This window comes from Kitasatospora sp. NPDC086009 (genome assembly GCF_044540385.1).
GTDB lineage: Bacteria > Actinomycetota > Actinomycetes > Streptomycetales > Streptomycetaceae > Kitasatospora.
Genome location: NZ_JBITSA010000010.1, coordinates 152,570 through 172,024 on the forward strand (window position 1 = coordinate 152,570; position 19,455 = coordinate 172,024).

25 protein-coding genes are annotated in these 19,455 nt (G+C 73.3%); 20 read left to right on the forward strand and 5 right to left on the reverse strand.

Features of this window, described 5'->3' with window-relative positions:
- The first annotated feature begins 12 nt into the window (after positions 1-12).
- From ACIF6L_RS23730 to xerC, 17 genes are all read left to right on the forward strand, one after another.
- Complete coding sequence (locus ACIF6L_RS23730; RefSeq protein ID WP_396486658.1) at positions 13-459, forward strand: hypothetical protein; 447 nt, start codon at positions 13-15, stop codon at positions 457-459.
- A gap of 23 nt (positions 460-482) precedes the next feature.
- Positions 483-680: a hypothetical protein gene (locus tag ACIF6L_RS23735; protein WP_396486657.1), complete on the forward strand. Its 198-nt coding sequence runs from the start codon at positions 483-485 to the stop codon at positions 678-680.
- 99 nt (positions 681-779) lie between these two features.
- Positions 780-3,125 (forward strand): FtsK/SpoIIIE domain-containing protein, encoded by a 2,346-nt coding sequence (locus ACIF6L_RS23740; RefSeq protein WP_396486656.1) that lies wholly within the window; start codon positions 780-782, stop codon positions 3,123-3,125.
- A gap of 265 nt (positions 3,126-3,390) precedes the next feature.
- Complete coding sequence (locus ACIF6L_RS23745) at positions 3,391-3,582, forward strand: hypothetical protein (RefSeq protein ID WP_396486655.1); 192 nt, start codon at positions 3,391-3,393, stop codon at positions 3,580-3,582.
- Positions 3,583-3,601: 19 nt separating this feature from the next.
- The gene (locus ACIF6L_RS23750; protein ID WP_396486654.1) at positions 3,602-4,144 is read left to right on the forward strand and encodes a hypothetical protein; all 543 of its coding nucleotides are present in this window, start codon (positions 3,602-3,604) and stop codon (positions 4,142-4,144) included.
- A 21-nt stretch (positions 4,145-4,165) separates the two neighbouring features.
- A complete protein-coding gene (locus tag ACIF6L_RS23755) occupies positions 4,166-4,480 on the forward strand; it encodes a hypothetical protein (protein ID WP_396486653.1) in 315 nt (104 codons plus the stop codon).
- A 118-nt stretch (positions 4,481-4,598) separates the two neighbouring features.
- Positions 4,599-5,105, forward strand: coding sequence for a single-stranded DNA-binding protein (gene ssb, locus ACIF6L_RS23760; RefSeq protein ID WP_396486652.1), 507 nt, complete (start codon positions 4,599-4,601; stop codon positions 5,103-5,105).
- Positions 5,106-5,213: 108 nt separating this feature from the next.
- On the forward strand, positions 5,214-5,798 hold the full coding sequence (locus ACIF6L_RS23765) for a hypothetical protein (protein ID WP_396486651.1): 585 nt from the start codon (positions 5,214-5,216) through the stop codon (positions 5,796-5,798).
- Positions 5,795-6,148, forward strand: a complete 354-nt coding sequence (locus ACIF6L_RS23770) for a hypothetical protein (RefSeq protein WP_396486650.1) — start codon at positions 5,795-5,797, stop codon at positions 6,146-6,148. The genes ACIF6L_RS23765 and ACIF6L_RS23770 overlap by 4 nt, the downstream gene beginning before the upstream one ends.
- Positions 6,139-7,704 (forward strand): DNA cytosine methyltransferase, encoded by a 1,566-nt coding sequence (locus ACIF6L_RS23775; RefSeq protein WP_396486649.1) that lies wholly within the window; start codon positions 6,139-6,141, stop codon positions 7,702-7,704. Before ACIF6L_RS23770 ends, ACIF6L_RS23775 begins: the two co-directional genes overlap by 10 nt.
- The gene (locus tag ACIF6L_RS23780) at positions 7,692-8,051 is read left to right on the forward strand and encodes a hypothetical protein (protein WP_396486648.1); all 360 of its coding nucleotides are present in this window, start codon (positions 7,692-7,694) and stop codon (positions 8,049-8,051) included. Before ACIF6L_RS23775 ends, ACIF6L_RS23780 begins: the two co-directional genes overlap by 13 nt.
- Positions 8,052-8,074: 23 nt before the next feature.
- Positions 8,075-8,776 (forward strand): hypothetical protein, encoded by a 702-nt coding sequence (locus tag ACIF6L_RS23785; protein WP_396486647.1) that lies wholly within the window; start codon positions 8,075-8,077, stop codon positions 8,774-8,776.
- Between the two features lie 8 nt (positions 8,777-8,784).
- The gene (locus ACIF6L_RS23790) at positions 8,785-9,051 is read left to right on the forward strand and encodes a hypothetical protein (protein ID WP_396486646.1); all 267 of its coding nucleotides are present in this window, start codon (positions 8,785-8,787) and stop codon (positions 9,049-9,051) included.
- Positions 9,052-9,121: 70 nt separating this feature from the next.
- Entirely contained in the window at positions 9,122-10,018 is an 897-nt protein-coding gene (locus tag ACIF6L_RS23795) for a bifunctional DNA primase/polymerase (protein WP_396486645.1), read from the forward strand.
- Between the two features lie 276 nt (positions 10,019-10,294).
- Complete coding sequence (locus tag ACIF6L_RS23800; RefSeq protein WP_396486644.1) at positions 10,295-11,236, forward strand: AAA family ATPase; 942 nt, start codon at positions 10,295-10,297, stop codon at positions 11,234-11,236.
- Between the two features lie 174 nt (positions 11,237-11,410).
- Positions 11,411-11,641, forward strand: a complete 231-nt coding sequence (locus ACIF6L_RS23805; RefSeq protein ID WP_396486643.1) for a helix-turn-helix transcriptional regulator — start codon at positions 11,411-11,413, stop codon at positions 11,639-11,641.
- 83 nt (positions 11,642-11,724) lie between these two features.
- Positions 11,725-12,972 carry a tyrosine recombinase XerC gene (gene xerC, locus ACIF6L_RS23810; RefSeq protein WP_396486642.1) on the forward strand — a complete coding sequence of 416 codons (1,248 nt, stop codon included), beginning with the start codon at positions 11,725-11,727 and terminating at the stop codon, positions 12,970-12,972.
- Between the two features lie 71 nt (positions 12,973-13,043).
- On the opposite strand, the gene ACIF6L_RS23815 is transcribed toward xerC, so the two are convergent.
- From ACIF6L_RS23815 to ACIF6L_RS23830, 4 genes are all read right to left on the reverse strand, one after another.
- Positions 13,044-13,670 carry a vitamin K epoxide reductase family protein gene (locus ACIF6L_RS23815; protein ID WP_396486641.1) on the reverse strand — a complete coding sequence of 209 codons (627 nt, stop codon included), beginning with the start codon at positions 13,668-13,670 and terminating at the stop codon, positions 13,044-13,046.
- Positions 13,667-14,497, reverse strand: coding sequence for a DsbA family protein (locus ACIF6L_RS23820; RefSeq protein WP_396486640.1), 831 nt, complete (start codon positions 14,495-14,497; stop codon positions 13,667-13,669). The genes ACIF6L_RS23815 and ACIF6L_RS23820 overlap by 4 nt, the downstream gene beginning before the upstream one ends.
- A gap of 95 nt (positions 14,498-14,592) precedes the next feature.
- Positions 14,593-15,252, reverse strand: coding sequence for a hypothetical protein (locus tag ACIF6L_RS23825; RefSeq protein ID WP_396486639.1), 660 nt, complete (start codon positions 15,250-15,252; stop codon positions 14,593-14,595).
- Between the two features lie 98 nt (positions 15,253-15,350).
- Entirely contained in the window at positions 15,351-15,821 is a 471-nt protein-coding gene (locus tag ACIF6L_RS23830) for an SRPBCC family protein (RefSeq protein ID WP_329486456.1), read from the reverse strand.
- Between the two features lie 192 nt (positions 15,822-16,013).
- On the opposite strand from ACIF6L_RS23830, the gene ACIF6L_RS23835 reads away from it, so the two are divergent.
- The gene (locus ACIF6L_RS23835) at positions 16,014-16,883 is read left to right on the forward strand and encodes an Fpg/Nei family DNA glycosylase (RefSeq protein ID WP_396486638.1); all 870 of its coding nucleotides are present in this window, start codon (positions 16,014-16,016) and stop codon (positions 16,881-16,883) included.
- A gap of 47 nt (positions 16,884-16,930) precedes the next feature.
- Here ACIF6L_RS23835 and ACIF6L_RS23840 read toward each other — a convergent pair whose 3' ends face one another.
- Positions 16,931-17,785, reverse strand: coding sequence for an SAM-dependent methyltransferase (locus ACIF6L_RS23840; RefSeq protein WP_359803885.1), 855 nt, complete (start codon positions 17,783-17,785; stop codon positions 16,931-16,933).
- 174 nt (positions 17,786-17,959) lie between these two features.
- Between ACIF6L_RS23840 and ACIF6L_RS23845 the strand changes: the two genes are divergently transcribed.
- Positions 17,960-18,898: a polysaccharide deacetylase family protein gene (locus tag ACIF6L_RS23845; protein ID WP_396486637.1), complete on the forward strand. Its 939-nt coding sequence runs from the start codon at positions 17,960-17,962 to the stop codon at positions 18,896-18,898.
- Positions 18,899-19,060: 162 nt separating this feature from the next.
- On the forward strand, positions 19,061-19,387 hold the full coding sequence (locus tag ACIF6L_RS23850; RefSeq protein ID WP_396486636.1) for a hypothetical protein: 327 nt from the start codon (positions 19,061-19,063) through the stop codon (positions 19,385-19,387).
- Positions 19,388-19,455 lie beyond the last annotated feature (68 nt).

Below are 19,455 nucleotides of genomic sequence, written 5' to 3' on the forward strand. Positions count from 1 at the left end.
AGGAGACCACCCGTGTCCGACCGCGCCGCCCGCTTCGCCGCCTCCTACGCCCTGATCCGCGCCGCCGCCGACGTCGCGGACCACTGGATCCAGACCGACCACCAGGCCACCACCAAGGGCCAGCACGACCACAACGACGGGCAGTCCAGCGCGGTCGGACGCCGCGCCTGCGCCGCCCACGTCGCCGCCTACACCGCCGCCCAGGGCGCCGTCTTGCTCGCCGGGACCCGCCTGCTCGGCATCCGGCTCCGCCCGATCCCGGTCGCCGCCGCCCTCGCCCTGTCCGCCGTGACGCACTACGTCGCCGACCGGCGCGAGCCCCTGCGGACGCTGGCCGACGCCACCGGCAAGAGCCGGTTCGTGCGCCTCGCCGACCACGGTATGAACGGCGCCTACGCCCTCGACCAGGCCTGGCACCACGCCTTCGAGACGTGCGCCGCCCTCATCGCCACCGCCTGACCAGCCATCGAAGGAGTCACACCATGACGTTCGCCGCCGGCGACGAGGTCTTGATCGTGTCCTGTGAGGACGACCCCCGGGCGGTCGGGCGGACCGGCCGGATCGTGGACGAGGTGCCCCCGGGCCCGCTCACCAACGGCCGGTGGACCGTCAACCGGATTAGTTGGCTGATCGCCCCGGTGCTCTGCCACGCCCACGAGCTGCGGCCCACCGGCAACTAGCAGCCTGCTCCGCCCGGGACGGCCGTCCAGCCGCCAAGCATCGGCGGCCGTCCCGGGCCCCTTCACCCGCGCAACTACCGCTGTGAGGAAGGACCGCCAGTGAACCACGAGGAGCACACCCCCGACCTGCCCGAACCCGAGACGGCCCCGGTCGTCGAGGGCGGCGAAGCGAAGATCCTCCCCTTCGACCGCCTCACCAAGACCGCCCCGCCTGCCACCCCCGCCCTGCCGCCCCAGACCGTCCCGGTGGCGCCGGACGAGTCGGTCTACCTGACCGATGACAGCCCGGCCGAGACCGTGGCGGACGTCCCCGCGGTGGTCTCGGCGGCCGCGCGGGAGGATCTGGCCGGGGACCGGCCGCTGATCCCGGGATGGATCCGCACCAGCGAGGGCCGGCGCACCCTGGCCCGTGCACGCGCCAAGCAGACGCGCCGCGCCGCCCGCCGCTGGGCCTCCCGGCAGGCCACCCCCCGCGGGCACGCCGCCCAGGCCTGGCGCGGGATACGGCGTTCGGCCCAGTGGACGGCCGGGTTCGAGGGCGCCCACGTGCAGGCCGCCGCCCACCAGGCCCACATCGCCACCCGCGAGGCCCGCGACCTGGCCCGCCGCGCCCGCTTCACCCTGCTGCCCGGCGAGCGGGCCCTCGCCCAGAAGAACAGCGCCGCCGCCGTCGCCGTCGCGGTGGCGGCGGTCGCCGCGCACAAGAAGGCCAAGTCCAACCGGCGCCGCGTGCGCTTCCTGCGCGCCTTGGTCGCCTACGGGATCCCGATCGCCGCCGTCCTGACCGCCTACATCGCCCTCGGCGCCACCGGCCTGGCCCTCGGCGCGCTGACGGTGTTCTCCGTCGAGGCGTTCCTCGGCCGTCACCCGGACCGCGAGACCGAGTGGGACGCCGACGTGCGCTCGCTGTCGGACGGCGACCCGATGACCGAGACCATGCTCGACCGGGCGTTCAAGGCCGCCAAGGTCATCGGCGAGTCCCAGCGCCTCACGATGGTCACTCCGTGCGCCGTCGACCCGGCCGTGCCCGACGCCTGGCACGCCGTCATCGACCTGCCCGACGTCACCGTCAAGAAGGCCCGGGACAAGGTCGACGAGATCGCCGCCGCGATGGGCATCGACCGCACCAACCTCGACATCCGCCAGGTCGGCTCCAACGGACGGCGCATGGCCGTCTGGGCCTGCGGCCAGGACCCGTTCCTGGCCACCCGCCGCAACCCGCTCGTCGCCACCGGCGCGAAGTCCGTGAACACCTGGCGCGACGGCTTCCCGCTCTCCTTCGACAAGCGCGGCACGATCCTGCGCCCGACCCTGTCGGACTACTCGTTCCTGTTCGCCGGCGCCACCCGCTCCGGCAAGGGCATGGGACTGGCGAACCTGCTCGCCGCCGCGATGCTCGACCCGCGCGTGCGGATCCGGCTGTTCGACGGCAAGGGCGCCGGCGAGTACGTCCCCCACGCCCGGGTGCTGGCCACCTTCGTGCGGCGCAACCCCAAGCGCCTGGTGAAGTTCCTTCGCCTCATGGCCGAGGAGATGAACCGCCGCACCGAGATCCTCGTCGAGGCGGCCCTGTCCAAGGCCAGCGAGTCCCTGATCGACAAGCTCGGCGGCATCGAGCTGGTCATCATCGACGAACTCGCCACCTACACCGCGAAGAACGGCCCCAGCGGCAAGTACGCGGAGGAGATCACCGAACTCCTCGCCCAGATCGCCGCCGTCGGCGCCTCCGTCGGCATCGTCCTCGCGCTCGCCACCCAGTACCCCGAGGCCGAGATCGTCACCCCGCGCCTGCGGGGCAACCTGGCCGCCCGCATGGCCATGCGCGTGGAGTCCCCCGGCGCCTCCAACGTCATCCTGGGCGACGGCATGGTCGGCCAGGGCTACGACGCCTCGAAGATCCCGATCGAGAAGACCAGCCGCGGTCGCGGCTGGCTGACCACCCCGGACACCGGCGTCATCGAGGTCCGCTCCCTGTTCATCGACGAAGCAGCCGGGGAGATCCTGCCGCTCATCGAGCAGGGCGTGAAGCTCCGCGCGGCGGCCGGATGCCTGCCCGGCCACTACGACGACCCGGTCGAGGCCGCCATGACCGTCCTCACCGGCGTGAGCGCCGCCGCCGGCGGCGAGGACGGCCTCGGCACCGTCATCCGCCGCACCGTCCTCGACCACATGCTCACCGCAGCCGAGGCCACCGGCCACGGCTGCGTCTCCAGCTCCGACCTCCTCGCCCACCTCGCCACCGTCGACCCCACCCGCTACGGACGCGGCCCCACCGAGACCGACGCCGCCTGGCTCTCCCGCACCGGCAAGACCCTCAAGGCCGACCTCGCCGACCTCGGCACCCCCGTCGAGGCCACCCGGATCACCCTGCCGGACGGCTCCCGCCCCAGCGGCTTCGACCTCGCCACCCTGCGCACGGCCGCCGCCACCCTCGACGACGACTAGCCGAAACGCCCGATTCGCCCCGCATCACACCCCCGACAGACCCCTGCCGCCGCCGGGAAACCCGCAGGTCACAGCCCTGCGACCCCGGGCGTGACCCCTGCCCGCCCCTGCCACCCGGAGCACGATCCGGGCAGGGGTCGGCAGGGGTCCGCCACCAACCGGCACCCCTGTGACCTGCGGTTTTCCAAGCCCGGCAAGGGTCCGTCAAGGCGCCCCACGCCCCCCGAACCACCCCAAACCACCCACTCCGCAAGGGAGTCGCCCCGTGCTGCTCACCGTCTCCGCCGCCGCGTTCTTCGGCGCCGTCCTCGTCGTGATGCTGCGCCAGAAGGCCGTCGGTGTCGGCGGCGCGCTCGTCGCCGCGCTGTTCGGCTTCTACCTCGCCTCCACCGGCGTCGCGCCCGCCGTCAACGACGCCATCGCCAACCTCTTCCACGCGCTTCCCGGCGCTCACTGACCCGGACGGAGAATCCGCGATGACCACCACTCTCGCCGGACTGCTCGCGATGCCGGACCTGGCGTTCGTGGCCGACGGCGGCGTCCTCGTCCGCGAGGTCGAGCACTACCTCGCCACCCTCCCCGGACCCGCCCGCCCGATCGCCGTCCCGCCGATCTGCGCGCTCGGCCAGGCGCCCATCACCTGGGACCTCGGCATGCCCCGCCCCCACGCCACCCTGCTGGACCGCGCCAGGCGTCGCCCGCCGGCACCGGTGGCCATCGACACCGCCACCCACCTGCGCCTGCTCTCCCGCTACCTCACCGTCCACGGCTGGTGCCAGGGCGCACTGTGGGACGAACGCGGCCGCCGCTGCCTCCTCGGCGCCCAATTCGCCGTCCTGACAGCCGGATACGGCACCCAGGCCACCGTCATGGACGCCCGCCGCCACCTCATGGAGCAGTTCACCGCCCTCGACCGGTCGGTGCGCTCCGTCGACCAGTGGAACGACACCCCCGGCCGCACCCCGGCCCAGGTCCACCGCCAACTCGACATCGCCGCCGCCCGCGCAACCCACCGCTGACTCAAACCCGAAAGGCCGCCCATGGACGACGACTTCGTCGCACTCGACTACGCCGACCAGCCGTCCCGCGAGGAAGAGAAGGGCGCCGAGATCGCCCTCGACCTCGCCGAGGAACAGCGCCACCTTGAGGAGGAGCAAGCCAACCCTCGGCCCGGCCACACCGAGTTGTGCGAGGGCTGCCACGGCACCGGCGGTGGCTACGAGGACGAAGCCTGGGACGACGAGGCCCAGGACTACGTCCCCATCGACTACGACAACTGCCCCGAGTGCGGCGGCTGCGGCTACTACGACTGCGACGGCACCTGCGACTTCGCCCAGAACCCCAACGAGATCTGATCCGGCCTGTGCCGACCGCCGTGCCCCCCGGGCCGCCGCCGCTGACGGTGGCAGCGGCCCGGGTGGTGCGGGGGACGGGCAGACCCCGCTCCCGACACCCCACCGCCTTGGAGGCACCGTGTCCGTGGGAGAGACCCCGATCACCGTCGTCGGCAACCTCACCGACGACCCCGAACTGCGCTTCACCAACACCGGCGTGGCGATGGCCCGCTTCACCATCGCCTCCACCCCCCGCAGCTACGACAAGACCAGCGGGCAGTGGAAGGACGGCACCGCGCTGTTCCTGCGCGCCACCGCCTGGCGCGAGGTCGCCGAGCACGCCACCGAGACCCTGACCAAGGGCATGCGCGTGGTCGTCACCGGCCGTCTCGTCCAGCACAACTGGCAGACCCCGGAGGGCGAGAACCGCTCCATGCTCGGCCTCGACGTCGACGACATCGGACCCAGCCTCAAGTTCGCCACCGCCAAGGTCACCAAGACCCAGCGCACCGGCACCGCCCCCGGCGCCCAGACCGACCCGTGGTCCACCGCCACCCCCGGCGGCGCTCCCGCCGCTCCCGCCTCGACCGGCGCGGGCACCTGGAGCGGTGCCCCGGTGGGCGCCTCGCCCGAGCCCCCGTTCTAGCCACGCGCCACGCGCAGCACGAAGCCCCGCAGCAGACGGCCATCCCGGCAAGGTCGTCCGGCTGCTGCGGGGCCTCTTCGATCCCATCTCAGAGATCAGGACTTCAGCATGCCCGAGTTCGACCACAACACGCTCGCCGTCATCGACGAAATCCGCGACCGGGAGCAGGCCTCCGACGGCCACTCCCGGTACGGCGCCTACCTCGCCAAGAGCGCCGACTGCTTCCACTACGACGGCGAGCCGCTGCCCGCCGCCCAGTTCGCCGTCATCGCGTGGCGCACCGCGGCCGCCCCGGTCATGGCCCCCGGCTACGTGAGCGTGCGCCCCGACCTCCTCGACCTCGGCCCCGTCACCGGCCCGGACGGCGGCCTGAGCCTGCGCGCGCGTGTCGCCCTGCACCACCGCCACCTCGCCCAGCGCCCCGCGGGGCTCGCAGGCCGGCAGCTCAACCCCTGGCACGACCACGAGCACCGGCCGGTCCTTGGCGCCCCGGACGCCACCGAGAAGCCCGTCCTGCTGGTCACCGCCGAGGTCTTCGTCCCGGTGCCCTCGCACCTCCTCGCCCGGCCGAGCACGGCGCGGCCGGGCCGCACCCTCACCTACGAGGCCAAGGCGGCCGTCGCCACCCTGACCTGGCAGGCCAACCGGCACCTCGCCCCGCTCCTCGACGAGCTGCTCGGCGGTGCCCGGTGACCGCGCTGCCGCGTGTGGTCGGCCCCGAACGCGCCGCCGCCCACACCCTGGGCCTCGCCCGCCACATCGCCGCCCTCGACCACCTGGCCCCGGCCGCCGCCCTTCGGCTGGCCCGCGACCGGGTCGAGGCCGGCGACCCGCTCGCCCTCGCCGCTCCCGGCCAGATCTGGGCCCTGCGCCCCGACGTCGAGGAGGACGACGCCCCGGCGTGCGCGCTCGGCATCCTCGCCCGCCACGCCGAGCCGCCCGCCCTCCTCGCGCAGGACGAGCACGGCACCGTCGAGACCCTACCCCTGGACGTCCTCGACCTGTTCCACCTCACCACCTGGACGGAGGAACCGTGGGCCTGACCTACATCGACTTCTTCTGCGGCGCCGGCGGCAGCAGCACCGGCGCCGCCGCCGTCCCCGGCGTGACCCCCGTCCTCGCGGCGAACCACTGGGACAAGGCCATCGCCTCCCACTCCGCGAACTTCCCCCAGGCCGACCACTTCCTCGGCGACCTCCACGACGCCGACGTCGCCAGCTTCCCCGCCGCCGACCTGTTCTGGGCCTCCCCGGAATGCCCGAAGTGGTCCAACGCCCGCGGCAAGAAGCGCGACTTCGACAAGCAGCCCGACCTGTTCGGCGAGACCCTCCCCGACGCCGCGACCGACCGCTCCCGCGCCCTCATGTGGGACGTGCCGCGCTACCTGGAGGCCATGGCCGCGCGCGGCAGGCCGGTGCTCGCCGGTGTCGTCGAGAACGTCATCGACGTCCGCGCCTGGGACCTCTGGTCGGCCTGGGTCGGCGACATCCGGGCCCTCGGCTACCGCACCCGCCTCATCGCCCTGAACTCCATGCACGCCCGCCCCGCCACCACCCCCGTCGCCCCCCAGTCCCGCGACCGCCTCTACCTCGCCTACTGGCGCGCCGACCTCGGCCGGGGCCCGGACTGGGACAAGTGGCTGCGGCCCATGGCCTGGTGCGAGGGCTGCGACCGGGCGGTGCGGGCCGTGCAGGTGTTCAAGAAGCGCGGCGCCGACATGGGCCGCTACCGCCAGCAGTACGTCTACCGCTGCCCCAACGTCACCTGCCGCAACGCCGTCGTCGAACCGCCCGTCCTCCCGGCCGCCGCCGTCATCGACTGGTCGCTGCCCGGCCGCCGCATCGGCGACGGCAAGCCCACCAGGAAGTTCACCCCCTACGCGCCGGCGACCCGCGAGCGGATCCGCGCCGGAATCCTCAAGTACGGCGTCCCGCTGCTCGCCCCGGCCGGCGGCACCTGGCGCGAGAACGCGACACCGCTCACCCACCCGGCACCCACCCGCACCACCCGCGAGAACGACGGACTCGCGGTACCGCCCCTGCTCGTCCCCACCGAGGGCCGCGACGGCAAGAGCGCCGGACCCGCGACGGACCCGCTGCGCACCCAGACCGCCCGCAACGAGACCGGCCTCGCCTGGGCCCCGTTCATCACCGAACTGCGCGGCGGCTCCTCCGACGCCCGGCCCGTCCTCGACACGCTCGCCACCGTCACCGCCTCCGGCAACCACCACGGCCTCACCCTGCCGCCCGCCTCCGGCACGGCCGACTGGCCGGCGCTGCTGACGCCGTACTACGGCACCGGCACCGCCCGGCCCGTCGGCGAGCCGGTCGCCGCCCTCACCACCCGCGACCGCTACGGCCTCGCCGCAGGAGGCCGGCGGGCCGGTACGGACGTGGACGAGGTGCTGTTCCGGATGCTGGAGCCGCACGAGATCGGCGCCGCGATGACCTTCGCCCGCGACTACGTGGTGGTCGGCAACAAGCGCGAGAAGGTCCGCCAGTACGGCAACGCCGTCACCTCCAACGTCGCCGAACTCCTGCTCGGCGCCCTGGTCGAGGCCGTCACCGGCCAGGACCTGCCCACCGGATGGACGTCGTGACCCGCCGGGCCGCGCCGCTCGCCGACAGCGGCCTGTGGCAGGCCGTCACCGCGGCCGCCGCCGGCCGCTGCCAGTGCCGGGGCACCTGCGGCAGGTCCCACGACAAGGACGGCGGCCGCTGCAAGACCGCCCACGGCGACCACCCGCGCCACGGCCACGGCCCCGTGCGCCTGGTCGCCGCCCCCGCCGCCCCCGCCGACCTGCTCCTGCCCCCGCACCGCACGGCCGCCCTGCCCAAGGCCGCGCTGGCCGCCTGGTGCCCGGCCTGCCTCGACGCCACCACCCGCGCCACCCGCAAGACCCACCAGGCGGCCAACCCGCCCGCCGAACCCGACGCCCTGTTCTGAGCCCACCCGAGGGGAGCCTCACCGTGTCCGTGACCATCACCGACCTGCCGCACCTGGTGCGCCAGCTCACCCCGCACATCGCCACCGACGACACCCTGCCGTCCATCCACGGCATCTACCTGGAGGCCACCGGCACCCACCTGTTCGCCGCCGCCACCGACCGCTACACGTTCGCCCTCACCCGCCGCGAAGCCACCGAGGCCGCCGCCCCGTGGAAGGCGTTCATCGCCCGCACGGACCTCACCGCCCTGCGCGCCCTCTTCCCCACCCGCAACCGACCCGCCGCCCTCTTCCTGACCTACACCGCGCCCAAGGCCGTCGACCGTTCGGACGCCCGACTGGCGGTCGGCGACGGCACCCGCTCGCTGAGCCTGTCCGCCCACACGCCGCTCGCCGCGAAGTTCCCGGCCTGGCGGCCGCTGTTCGCGGACGCCCTCGCCGCCGAACCCCGCCAGGACACCGAAGCCTGCTACAACGCCGACTTCCTCGCGCGCTGGGCCAAGGCCGCCCACCGGTACCAGCCGCTGACCACCTGGTCCGCCGGACCGGGCAAGCCGCTGCTGATCGCCGCCGGGCCCGACTTCCTCGGCCTCCAGATGCCCGTCCGCGCCGCCGAGCACAAGTCCGGCACCCCGGCCCGCGAGCGCCACGACCGCGCCGCCCTGCGCTCCACCTGGACCGACACCCTGACGGCCGCCCCCGGCCGCCGTCTCAAGGCCGCCTAGGAGATCCCGTGATCCGCGCCATCACCTTCCACATCGTCACCTGCGACGTGTGCGGCGACGAGGACACCGACGACTGCGTGCTGCCGCTCTTCGACACCCCGCGGATCGCCGCCGACAACGCCCGCCGCTGCGGCTGGCTCGTCACCGCCGACCAGCGCACCATCTGCCCCGACACCGACCGCCGCCACCGCGCCGCCCTCGACGCCCTCATGCCCCCCGAGCCCGGCACCGCGACCGACGGCCAGCTGCCCCTCCATCCCGACCCGGCCAACTAGCCGACCACCCGTGCCCGGGGCGAGCCGCCACCCGCCCGCCCCGGGCACCCTCCCGGAAGGAGAAAGACCGGTGAACCCGAACCCCCTGCTGGCCGCCGCCCTCGCCGCCGCCGACCGCGGCCGCCACGTCCTTCCCGTCACGCCCGGAAGCAAGAAGCCCCCGGCCGTCAAGGACTGGGAGAAGCGCGCCACCCTCGACCCCGAACGCATCCGGCGCTGCTGGAGCGCCGGGCCCTACAACATCGGCATCGCCTGCGGCCCCTCCGCCCTGCTCGTCATCGACCTCGACATGCCCAAGAACCCCGACGACCGGCCGCCCGAGACCTGGGCACTGCCCGGTGTCGTCAGCGGCCACGACGTCTTCGCCCTCATCTGCGAGCAGCACGGCCAGCCCTACCCCGACGACACGTTCACCGTCACCACCCCGAGCGGCAGCACCCACCTGTACTTCGCCGTCCCACCCGGCACGGGCCTGCGCAACACCAGCGGGGACTGCGGGCGCGGCCTCGGCTGGAAGGTCGACACGCGCGCCGGCGGCGGCTACGTCGTCGCGCCCGGAAGCCTCATCGCCGGCCGCCCCTACACGGTCGTCCGCGACACCGACCCGGCCCCGCTACCGCCCTGGCTCCTGACCCTTCTCACCCCCGCCCCCTCCCACCCCGCCCCCCTGGCGTCCGGGCTGGCCGAACGGGGCAGGCGCAACCGCCCTGCCTACGCGGACGCCGCCCTGCGCAGCGAGGCTTCCAACGTCGCGAACGCCCCCGAGGGCACCCGCAACTGGACCCTGACCCGGGCCGCCCGCGCGCTGGGCCGGTTCGTCGCCAGCGGCCAGCTCCACCGTGGCGACGTCGAACAGGCTCTTAAGGCGGGGGCAGAACGGGCCGGACTGCCCCCGCGCGACGCCGCCGCGACCATCACCAGCGCCCTCAACTGGTCCATCGCCCACAACCCCGCCCACCCCTCTTAAGAGCACCAAGACCCCGCCGCTCGGCACCTGCCGCCGATCCCGCCCCGACCCGAAAGGCCCCACCATGACCGTTCCCCCGCCGCCGGCCGCCACCTGCCCCCGCCCGGGCGTCGCGTGACCCGCCCGGCCGGGCCGGGGGACGCACCGCCCGGCCCGCGGCTGCGAATCGTCGGCGACGACGAGCCGGACATCCCCTGGCCGGACGAAGCGGCCCCTCACGCGGACCCCTGGCCGACTCCCGACCCCGGGCCCCCGACCGCCCCCGTCGAGGCCGTCATGGCCCCTTCCCGGCCCCGCACGGTGTGGTCGGCGGCCGACCTCATGGCCACCGACTTCCCCGAACCCCGCTGGGCCGTACCCGGGTTCTTCGCCGAGGGCGTCAGCCTTCTCGCCGGACCGCCCAAGGTCGGCAAGTCCTGGCTCTCCCTCGGCCTCGGCCTCGACGTCGCCGCCGGCCGCCCCGCCTTCGGCAGCATCGACGTCGAGCCCGGCCCCGTCCTCTACCTCGCCCTTGAGGACACCCCACGCCGCCTCAAGACCCGCATGGGCAAACTCCTCGCCGGACGCGACGCCCCTAAGGCCCTCACCCTCGTCACCGAGTTCCCGCCCCTGCCCCAGGGCGGCGCCGACGCCCTCGACGGATGGCTCACCCGCAACCCCGGCGCCCGCCTGGTCGTCATCGACGTCTTCGCCAAAGTCCGTGGCAACTCCGCGCCCGGCACCGCCGCCTACGACGCCGACTACGCCGCCATCGGCCACATCAAGCAGGTCGCCGACCGCCACTCCGTCGCCACGATCCTCGTCCACCACGTCCGCAAAATGGCCTCCGACGACTTCCTCGCCGAGGTCTCCGGCACCAACGGCCTCGCCGGCGCCGCCGATGCCACCCTCGTCCTCAAGCGCTCACGCGGCAAAGCCGACGGCGTCCTCCACATCACCGGCCGCGACGTCGACGAGAACGAACACGCCCTCGAATTCCAACCCAACACCGGCAGCTGGCTCCTCCTCGACGGACCCGCCAGCGACCACACCGTCGGCGACACCCGCGCCCAGATCCTCGCCCACGTCCGGGCTTACCCCGGCAGCAAGCCCAAGGACATCGCCACAGCCACGGGCCTCGATTACGCGAACACTCGTCAGACCTGCACTCGCATGGTCAAAGACGGCCAGCTTCGTACTGACGCCAGCGGCGCGTACGTCGCGCCACAGACCGTGTGACAGTCACGGTCATGCTCGAACTGTCACAGCTGTCACAGCTGTCACTGCAAGCCGTTGACCAGGTCCGATGTCGGTGACATCGCTGTGACAGCGGCCTGCGGTCCGCCATCGCTTCCTCACGACTGCCACGGGCGCCGAAACCGTCGAAACCGTCTCCTCGACTCTGGAGCAGACATGCCCAAGAACTCAGCGTTGCCCAGCGGCGGGCAGACCGACCCCCGCTTCGTCGTCCTCACCTGTGAGGAACTGGCGGAGTTTCTCAAACTCCCCTCGGTCGAAACCGTCTACCAGTGGCGCCGGAAGCGCACCGGACCGCAGGGATTCCGCGCTGGGCGCCATGTTCGTTTCACCCTGGCTTCCGTCCTCGCGTGGATGGACAGCCAGGCCCGCCAGGACGCCGTCTGAAGCTCACTGATCGCTCGGCAGAAGGCCCGTGACGCCCAACGTCACGGGCCTTCGCCGTGCCCTACCGAAAGGAGGCCAGCTAAGTGGCTGGTCACGTTCAGGACCGCTGGTACAAGACCGAGACCGGCTCCGACGGTAAGGACCGTCGGGTGAAGTCCGAGCGCTACGGCACGGGGATGCGCTACCGCGCCCGGTACATCGGGCCCGACGGGAACGAGAGGAGCAAGAGCTTCCCTGACCGCAAGAAGCGGGAGGCGGACCTCTGGCTGGCGCAGACGCGAGCCGACATGGAGCGCGGGCAGTACTTGGACCCCAAGGCCGCACGGACGACCTTCCAGGAGTACGCGATTCGCTGGCTGGCTTCCCAGACGACGGACGCCGTCACACAAGAGGGCACCGAGAGGCGGCTCCGTCTGCACGTGCTCCCGTACATCGGCTCCCGTCCCATGGGGACATTCCAGCCCATCCACATCCGTGAATGGCTCAAGCGGTTGGAAGGCACCGGCCTGGCGGCGTCGTACATCGGGATCATCTACACCGACGCCCGCGCGGTGCTCTCCGCCGGCGTGGACGACGGCTTCCTCGTGCGGAATCCCTGTGCTTCCCGGTCAGTCCGTCAGCCGACGTCACAACGGGAGCGCGTCGTCCCATGGACGGCCGACCGGCTGTTCGCGGTGCGGGCAGGGCTCCCGGAGTCTCTTCGGCCGGTGGTGGATCTCGGGGGAGGGTGCGGCCTCCGACAAGGGGAGATTCTGGGTCTGGCTGTCGACGCGATCGACTTCGAGGCGGAAACTCTTCGCGTTGTCTCGCAGGTCAAGGGTCTCCGGCAGGGGCTGGTCTTTGCGCCGCCGAAGGGGAACAAGACGCGTGACGTACCACTGCCGGCGGCCGTCGCGGCGATTCTCAAGGAACACATCGCGGCCTTTCCTCCGACTGCGGTGACGCTCCCATGGCGAACGTGGGACGGCCCCAAGGTCACCAAAGTGCTGCTCTTCACCGATGGGGCTGGGCGGACCTTTCGCCGGTCGACGTTCAACCAGTCAGTGTGGAAGCCCGCGCTGGTGACCGGGGGAGTGATTCCAGCCCCACGGCCGGGGGAGCGGCCCGCGAGCGCGCCCCGGGACGGGATGCATGCCCTCCGCCACTTCTACGCCTCGGTGCTGCTCGACGTCGGCGAGAACATCAAGGCCCTGAGTGAGTACCTGGGGCACGCGGACGCGGCCATCACTCTGCGGACCTACACGCACCTCATGCCGAGCAGTCCGGAGCGGACCCGCCGGGCCGTGGACGCCCTCTACCAGGACCCCGCCCAGCGGTACGACGGCCCATAGACGGCCCGGAGAGGACATGCCGATGGCTCCCACCCGGGAAACCGCAGGTGGGAGCCATCATGGGGGCTCGATTAGACCAGCGTGCGCCAGTAGTACCAGAACCGGTCGAGGATCAGCAGCACGATCACCGCGTACCAGAGCGCCGGCGCCGCCCAGTGGTAGCGGGCGGCCTCCCGCACCACCGGGCGCAGGGCGCGCGGGGTCGGGATCACGCCGGTGCGCAGATTGTGCAGGGTGGTGTACCAGAACAGCGGGATCATCGTGGCCCAGACCACCATGCAGTACGGGCAGAGCGCGCCGATCCGGTACAGCGCCTGGTACATCAGCCAGGTCACGAAACCGATCCCGAACACCGTCCCGGCCTGGAGGCCGAGCCAGAACCAGCGCCGGTACGTCGCCCCGGCCAGCAGGCCGGCGCCGATCGCGATCACCATGGCGAAGCCGACCAGGCCCAGCAGCGAGTTGGGGAAGCCGAAGGCCTCGGCCTGGTCGCTGCGCATGATCGAGCCGCAGCTGATGATCGGGTTGATGTTGCAGTTGGGGACGTACGACGGGTCCTCCAGCAGCCGGATCTTGTCCAGTGTGAGGACGGCCGAGGCGAAGATCCCGATCGTGCCGCCGATCAGCAGCAGGAGCGCGAACGGCCGGCTCGCGCCGTGGCCGCGCGCGGGTGCGGCGACCGTACCGGCGGGCGTCACCCGGTCACCTGCTTGACCATCGCGGTGAAGCGCTCGGGAGTGACGGGCGCGCCGTTCGTGAAGACGTCGAGCTTGGTACCGTCCAGCTTCACCGTGGGGGTGCCGGTGACCCCGCTCTTGTCGAAGGCCTTGTTCACCTGGTTGGCCCACGGGGCGTAGGTGCCGTCCTGGACGGCCTTCACGAAGGCGTCCGTCTTCAGCCCCGGGACCTGTTCGGCGAGGTCCAGCAGCCGGTTCGCGTCGGCGAAGCCGTCGTTGCGCTCGTCGGGCTGGTTGGCGTACAGCACGTCGTGGAACTGCTTGAACTTGTCGACGCCCTCGTTGAGCGCCGCCCCGGCGGCGGCCAGCGCGGTGCGCGAGCCCTTGCCGCCCAGGCCCTGGTCCAGGAACGTCGCCAGGTGGTACTCGATCTTGTAGGTGCCGTCGTCGGCGAGCTGCTGGACGGTCTTGCCGTTGGTGGTCTCCAGCTGCTCGCAGTACGGGCAGCGGAAGTCCTCGTAGATCTCCAGGGTGTGCGGGGCGTCGGCCCTGCCGTAGGTGATCACGGTGCCGTCGGCGCCGCCCGCGTTGGCGGGGACGACCAGCGGCCCGGCCGCGGCGGTGTCGGCCGGGCCGGAGGAGCCGCCGACGGCGAAGGCCACACCGGCGGCCAGCGCCAGCACGGCGGCGGAGGCGGCGCCGACGATCGTCCGGCGGCGGATCCTCGCCGACCGCTCGGTGCGCTCGCGCTCCTCGCGCATCCGCTCGGTGGCGGCGCGCCGGGCCTCGCTCCTGGCGGCCCGGGTGTTCGTCGTCCTGGCGTTGATCGGCTGGGGCTTCTTGCTCATGGCGGGTGTCGTCCTGTGCTCTCGGTCGGTGACGGGCGGGCGCGCACGGGCGCGCGGCGAGAACGACCGGCCGGGAAACGCTCGGGAGAGTGCTCTCAGCAGGCCGGGACGGGCACCGGAGGCCCACGCCGGACGGCGGGGCTGAGCAGGACGTCCTCGACGGGGACGCGCACGCGGCTGGCGCGCGGGAACGGCATCCGCACCAGCGGCCGGGCCGGGACGGGCGCCGCGAGCAGCAGCAGCCAGTGGCCGGCGGCGGCCGGGAAGCGCCGGGCGAAGTCGCCCAGCACCCGGGCGGAGGCGGCGAACGCGCTCAGCGCGGCGTCCGCGCGGCGCAGCCAGAAGGCGGCGGCCAGGGCGATCGCGCCGTGCAGTGCCAGCAGCACCAGCAGGCCGGCGGACCGGGAGGCACCGTGGCCCAGCAGGACCCCGCCGAGCGAGCCGCCGCCGCACAGCAGCGGCTCGAAGCCGCGCGCGGAGCCGGGCGGGAGCGAGGGGCAGGTGCTCTGGGCGAAGTCGAACAGCGCGCTCAGACCCAGCTCCAGCGGCAGGAAGACCGCCGCGATCGCCGGGAAGCCGCGCTCGGATCCGGCCAGGGAGAACGCCACCGCGAAGACGGCGCCGCCGGCCACGGCCAGCGTGCCGAGCGGCAGCGGGCGTCCCGTGACCAGCACCTGGCCGAGCCCGGCGAGCAGCACGACCAGCGCGGCGAAGATCGCCGCGCGAAGCGTCCTGGTGGCCGGGCCGGTACTCATGGCATCCGAGTCTGCCACAGGTTGAACGGTGGACGACCTGGCCGACGGACTCCTGTGAAGATCCTCACCACCGGCTCTGAGCTGGGCTTATTCGATCCTTATCGAGGGCTCTCGGCAGCCGGCCCGGGGCGGGCGGCGGCCGTCCGGGCCTCGACGATCTCCCGAAACAGCTCCAGGTCGGCACGGACCACCCGCTCGATCGCACCGGCCTGGGCGAAGCCGCGCGGCCCGCCGAACACCTGCTGCACCGTCTCCGGGTCGTACTCGACGCGGATCTGCAGCCGGGTGTGGCTCCGGTCGAGCGGGAGCAGCGCGAACGCGCCGTGCAGCCGCGGGCCGTTCAGCGTCCGCCAGGCCATCACCCGGCCCCGGCCCCGGTCGGTGATCTCGGTCTCGACGTCGCGCTCGGTCCCGCCGATCTCCACCCCGAGGTGCGCGAGGCTGGTGCCGTGCGGGTAGGCGCTGCGCACCCCGCCCACGAACCGCGGGTAGTCGTGGACCCGGTGCAGCTGCTCCCAGGCCGCCAGCACCGGGGCATCGATGTCGATCTGCTCTTCGAGCGTGCTCATGAGGGGGCCGGACCTTTCCCGGGCTCGGGCGCTGCGGTGGTGCGGGGCACCTCCAGCCTGCGCCCACCGGCCGCCGCGGGGCAACGAGAGCGGCGGTAACCGGACAACCGGACGACCGGGACGACCGGGAGGACCGGACGACCGGGAGGCGACCGGCGGGCGGGGGCCGGAGGTCTGCGCGAGACTGGGCGCATGCCGGAGCTGCCCGAGGTCGAGGCCCTCAGCGCCTTCCTGTCCGAGCGGTTGACCGGGCGGGTGATCGCCCGGGTGCAGCCGGTGGCCATCAGCGCCCTGAAGACCTACGACCCGCCGGTGACGGCGCTGGAGGGGCGGACGGTCGGCCCCGTCACCCGGCACGGGAAGTTCCTCGACATCGAGGCCGGCGGCCTGCACCTGGTCGTCCACCTGGCCCGGGCCGGCTGGCTCCGGTGGAAGGACAGCCTGCCGGCCGAGCCCCCGCGCCCGGGCGGGAAGAACCCGCTGGCCCTGCGGGTGCGGCTGGAGGGGCTCGACGGGGACGGCTTCGACCTCACCGAGGCGGGCACCAAGAAGGGGCTCGCGGTGTACGTGGTGACGGACCCGGCGGCCGTCCCCGGTGTCGCCCGGCTCGGCCCGGACCCGCTGGACCCGGGCTTCACCCTGGCGGACTTCACCGCCCTGCTGAGCGGCGAGCGCCGCCGGCTGAAGGGCGTGCTGCGGGACCAGGGCGTGCTGGCCGGGGTCGGCAACGCCTACTCGGACGAGGTGCTGCACGCGGCCCGGATGTCGCCGTACAAGCTGGCGTCGAGCCTGACGGAGGACGAGAGGGCCCGGCTGTTCGAGGCGCTCGGCGCCACCCTGCGCGACGCGGTGGAGCGCTCCCGCGGGCTGGCGGCGGGGGACCTCAAGGCGGAGAAGAAGCTCGGCCTGCGGGTGCACGGCCGGACCGGGCAGCCGTGCCCGGTCTGCGGGGACACCGTGCGCGAGGTGTCGTTCGCCGATTCCTCGCTGCAGTACTGCCCCACCTGCCAGACCGGCGGCAAACCGCTCGCGGACCGGCGGCTGTCGAGGCTGCTGAAATAGCGGGGCCCCCGGGGCCGGTCCGCCCCGGGGGGTGCCGACGGGCGCGCCTACGGCTTCCGGGCGACGCCGCCCCAGTAGTAGGCGGCGGTCGGGTCGGCCGGCGGCTCGCCGTCCGGGCGCCAGCCCATCACCGGGGCGACCCCGGGCTCGATCAGCTCCCAGCCGTCGAAGAAGGCGGCGACCTCGTCACGGGTGCGCGGGACGAGGGTCATCCCGCCGGCCCGGGCCGCCTCCGCGACCTTGGCGACGCTCGCCGGGTCGAAGTCCTGGGTGGGGTGGGTGAGCGCCAGACAGCTCCCGCTGGGCAGCGCGTCGCGCAGCGCGGCGACCTTGGCCCACGGGTCGTCCTCGTCGGCGACCAGCATCAGGACGGCGATCATCAGCAGGCCGACCGGCCGGTCGAGGTCCAGCGTGGAGGTGAGCGCCGGGTCGCCGAGCAGTTCGGCGGGCTTGCCCAGGTCGGCGTGGATGTAGGTGGTGCGGCTGGCGGGCGTGGAGACCATCAGTGCCCGGGCGTGGGCGAGCACGATCGGGTCGTTGTCGACGTAGACCACCCGGGTGCCGGGGCTGACCGCCTCGGCGATCTCGTGGGTGTTGGGCGAGGTGGGGATGCCGGTGCCGAGGTCGAGGAACTGCCGGATGCCCTGCTCCCGGGCCAGGTAGCGGACGGCGCGGCCCTGGAACGCCCGGTTCTCCTTGGCCATCGCCTTCACGCTGGGGACGGCCTGCTCGATGGCCTGTCCCATGGCGCGGTCCGGCGGAAAGTTGGTCTTCCCGCCCAGCCAGTAGTCGTACACGCGTGCGGAGTGCGGAGCGCTGGTGTCGACGCCGAAGCGCTGCCACTCGCTCAGCTCGACGGCGTCGTCCTGGGCCTGGTCGGAGAAGTCCTGACTTGTCGTCATGGCCACGTCCTCTGAAGACAGATCATCACACTGGGGAGGTCAGCGTAGCGGTCCGGTCGGGGCGGTGGTCACCCGGTCCGCCGGGGCGCGGTGGGGCTGGGCCGTCGGAGTGATGCTGGGGGCCGTCGGAGTTGCCGGTGGGAGGCGTGACGGTTCGCGGGGGAAGCATCGATCATGCTGTCTGATCGTCAGATTACTTCGCGTAGATTGCTACTGGTCGCGGCCGGGATGTCGCTGCTCGGGGTCGCCGGTTGCCGGGGGTCGGAGGGGGTGGACGGCGCGGCCGCCGCCGCGCCGGGTGCCGAGGCCGCCGGTGCGGCCCCGGACGGGCCCGCCGCCGTGCCCGCCGCCGCCGCGACGGCTTCGGCCGCCTCGGCCCCGCCCTCCGCCGCTCCCTCGCCCGCCCCCTCCGCCTCTGCCTCCGCGGCCGGCCCCGCCTCGGCGCCCGCCGCCCCCGCCTCCTCCGCACCCGCCGCCTCGGTCGCGCCGGTCGCCGCGCCCCGGGTGCTGACGGCCGCCGAGAGCAAGCCGGTGTACGAACTCGACGCCGAACGCCGGGTGGTGGCCCTCACCATCGACGACGGCCCGGACCCGCGCCACACCCCGACCGTGCTGGCCCTGCTGGAGCAGTACCGGATCAGGGCCACCTTCTTCCTGATCGGCGAGAACGCCGTCGAGCACCCCGGGCTGGTCCGGGAGATCGCGGCGCGCGGCCACCACATCGCCAACCACACCTGGACCCACCCGGATCTGCGGAGCCTCTCGGAGGGCAAGGTGCGCGACGAACTGGAGCGCACCTCCGACCTGCTGAACCGGACCACCGGCAAGCCGCCGACCTGGTTCCGCGCGCCCGGCGGGGACTGGTCCACGGCCGCGCTCAAGGTCAGCGCCTCGCTCGGGATGCGGTCGATGGGGTGGTCGGTGGATCCGCGCGACTGGGCCAGGCCGGGCACCTCGGTGATCACCGAGCGGATCCTGAAGGACGTCCGGCCGGGCGCGATCGTGCTCAACCACGACGGCGGCGGCGACCGTTCGCAGACGGTGGCCGCGCTGAAGGCGTACCTGCCGGTGCTGATCGACTCCGGGTACTACTTCACCGCACCGCCGGGGTGAGGACGCATGTGCGGGGGAGTGGTGCCAGGTAGCGGCATTTCCGTCTAAACCACTCGAAAGAGTGGATTGGAAGAACCGTTTCTGCGCTTTTTGGGCTTCTAGGGTGTTCTCGCATCAGTTTCCCCGGTACCCGTGGGTACCGCCCTGAAAGGCCCCTCCCCCATGCGTCTCCGCAACGCCACGCTCGCCGCCGCCAGCGCCATCGCCCTCGTCCTCGCGGTACCCGCCTCCGCCGGTGCGGCCACCGGTGACTTCCTCTACAAGGTCGGCCGCGGGGCGGAGACCGGTCTGGCCGACCCGGTGAGCGGCGAGTGCGTCGACCTCCCGGGTGCCACCACCGGCGTTCCGGCCTTCGCGCCCGAGAACCACACCCGCTCGACGGCCACGGGCTACCTCGACTTCGACTGCGCGGGCGAGGTCTTCTTCGTGATGCTCCCGGGCAAGAAGTACAGCAACCGGCTCCACCTGCGGTCCGTCGTCTTCTCCTGAGCCGGCCGACCCCGGTGGGCGCGGGGCGGCCCGGTCGTCATCGCCGGGCCGCCCCGCGCCGATCCGTG

Bases quoted from the DNA above. Each gene is read 5' to 3' on its own strand.
- ACIF6L_RS23735 (WP_396486657.1), top strand. From the start codon at position 483: ATGACGTTCGCCGCCGGCGACGAGGTCTTGATCGTGTCCTGTGAGGAC.
- ACIF6L_RS23750 (WP_396486654.1), top strand. From the start codon at position 3,602: ATGACCACCACTCTCGCCGGACTGCTCGCGATGCCGGACCTGGCGTTC.
- ACIF6L_RS23755 (WP_396486653.1), top strand. From the start codon at position 4,166: ATGGACGACGACTTCGTCGCACTCGACTACGCCGACCAGCCGTCCCGC.
- ACIF6L_RS23765 (WP_396486651.1), top strand. From the start codon at position 5,214: ATGCCCGAGTTCGACCACAACACGCTCGCCGTCATCGACGAAATCCGC.
- ACIF6L_RS23780 (WP_396486648.1), top strand. From the start codon at position 7,692: ATGGACGTCGTGACCCGCCGGGCCGCGCCGCTCGCCGACAGCGGCCTG.
- ACIF6L_RS23800 (WP_396486644.1), top strand. From the start codon at position 10,295: ATGGCCCCTTCCCGGCCCCGCACGGTGTGGTCGGCGGCCGACCTCATG.
- ACIF6L_RS23805 (WP_396486643.1), top strand. From the start codon at position 11,411: ATGCCCAAGAACTCAGCGTTGCCCAGCGGCGGGCAGACCGACCCCCGC.
- ACIF6L_RS23820 (WP_396486640.1), bottom strand. From the start codon at position 14,497: ATGAGCAAGAAGCCCCAGCCGATCAACGCCAGGACGACGAACACCCGG.
- ACIF6L_RS23825 (WP_396486639.1), bottom strand. From the start codon at position 15,252: ATGAGTACCGGCCCGGCCACCAGGACGCTTCGCGCGGCGATCTTCGCC.
- ACIF6L_RS23830 (WP_329486456.1), bottom strand. From the start codon at position 15,821: ATGAGCACGCTCGAAGAGCAGATCGACATCGATGCCCCGGTGCTGGCG.
- ACIF6L_RS23835 (WP_396486638.1), top strand. From the start codon at position 16,014: ATGCCGGAGCTGCCCGAGGTCGAGGCCCTCAGCGCCTTCCTGTCCGAG.
- ACIF6L_RS23840 (WP_359803885.1), bottom strand. From the start codon at position 17,785: ATGACGACAAGTCAGGACTTCTCCGACCAGGCCCAGGACGACGCCGTC.
- ACIF6L_RS23845 (WP_396486637.1), top strand. From the start codon at position 17,960: ATGCTGTCTGATCGTCAGATTACTTCGCGTAGATTGCTACTGGTCGCG.
- ACIF6L_RS23850 (WP_396486636.1), top strand. From the start codon at position 19,061: ATGCGTCTCCGCAACGCCACGCTCGCCGCCGCCAGCGCCATCGCCCTC.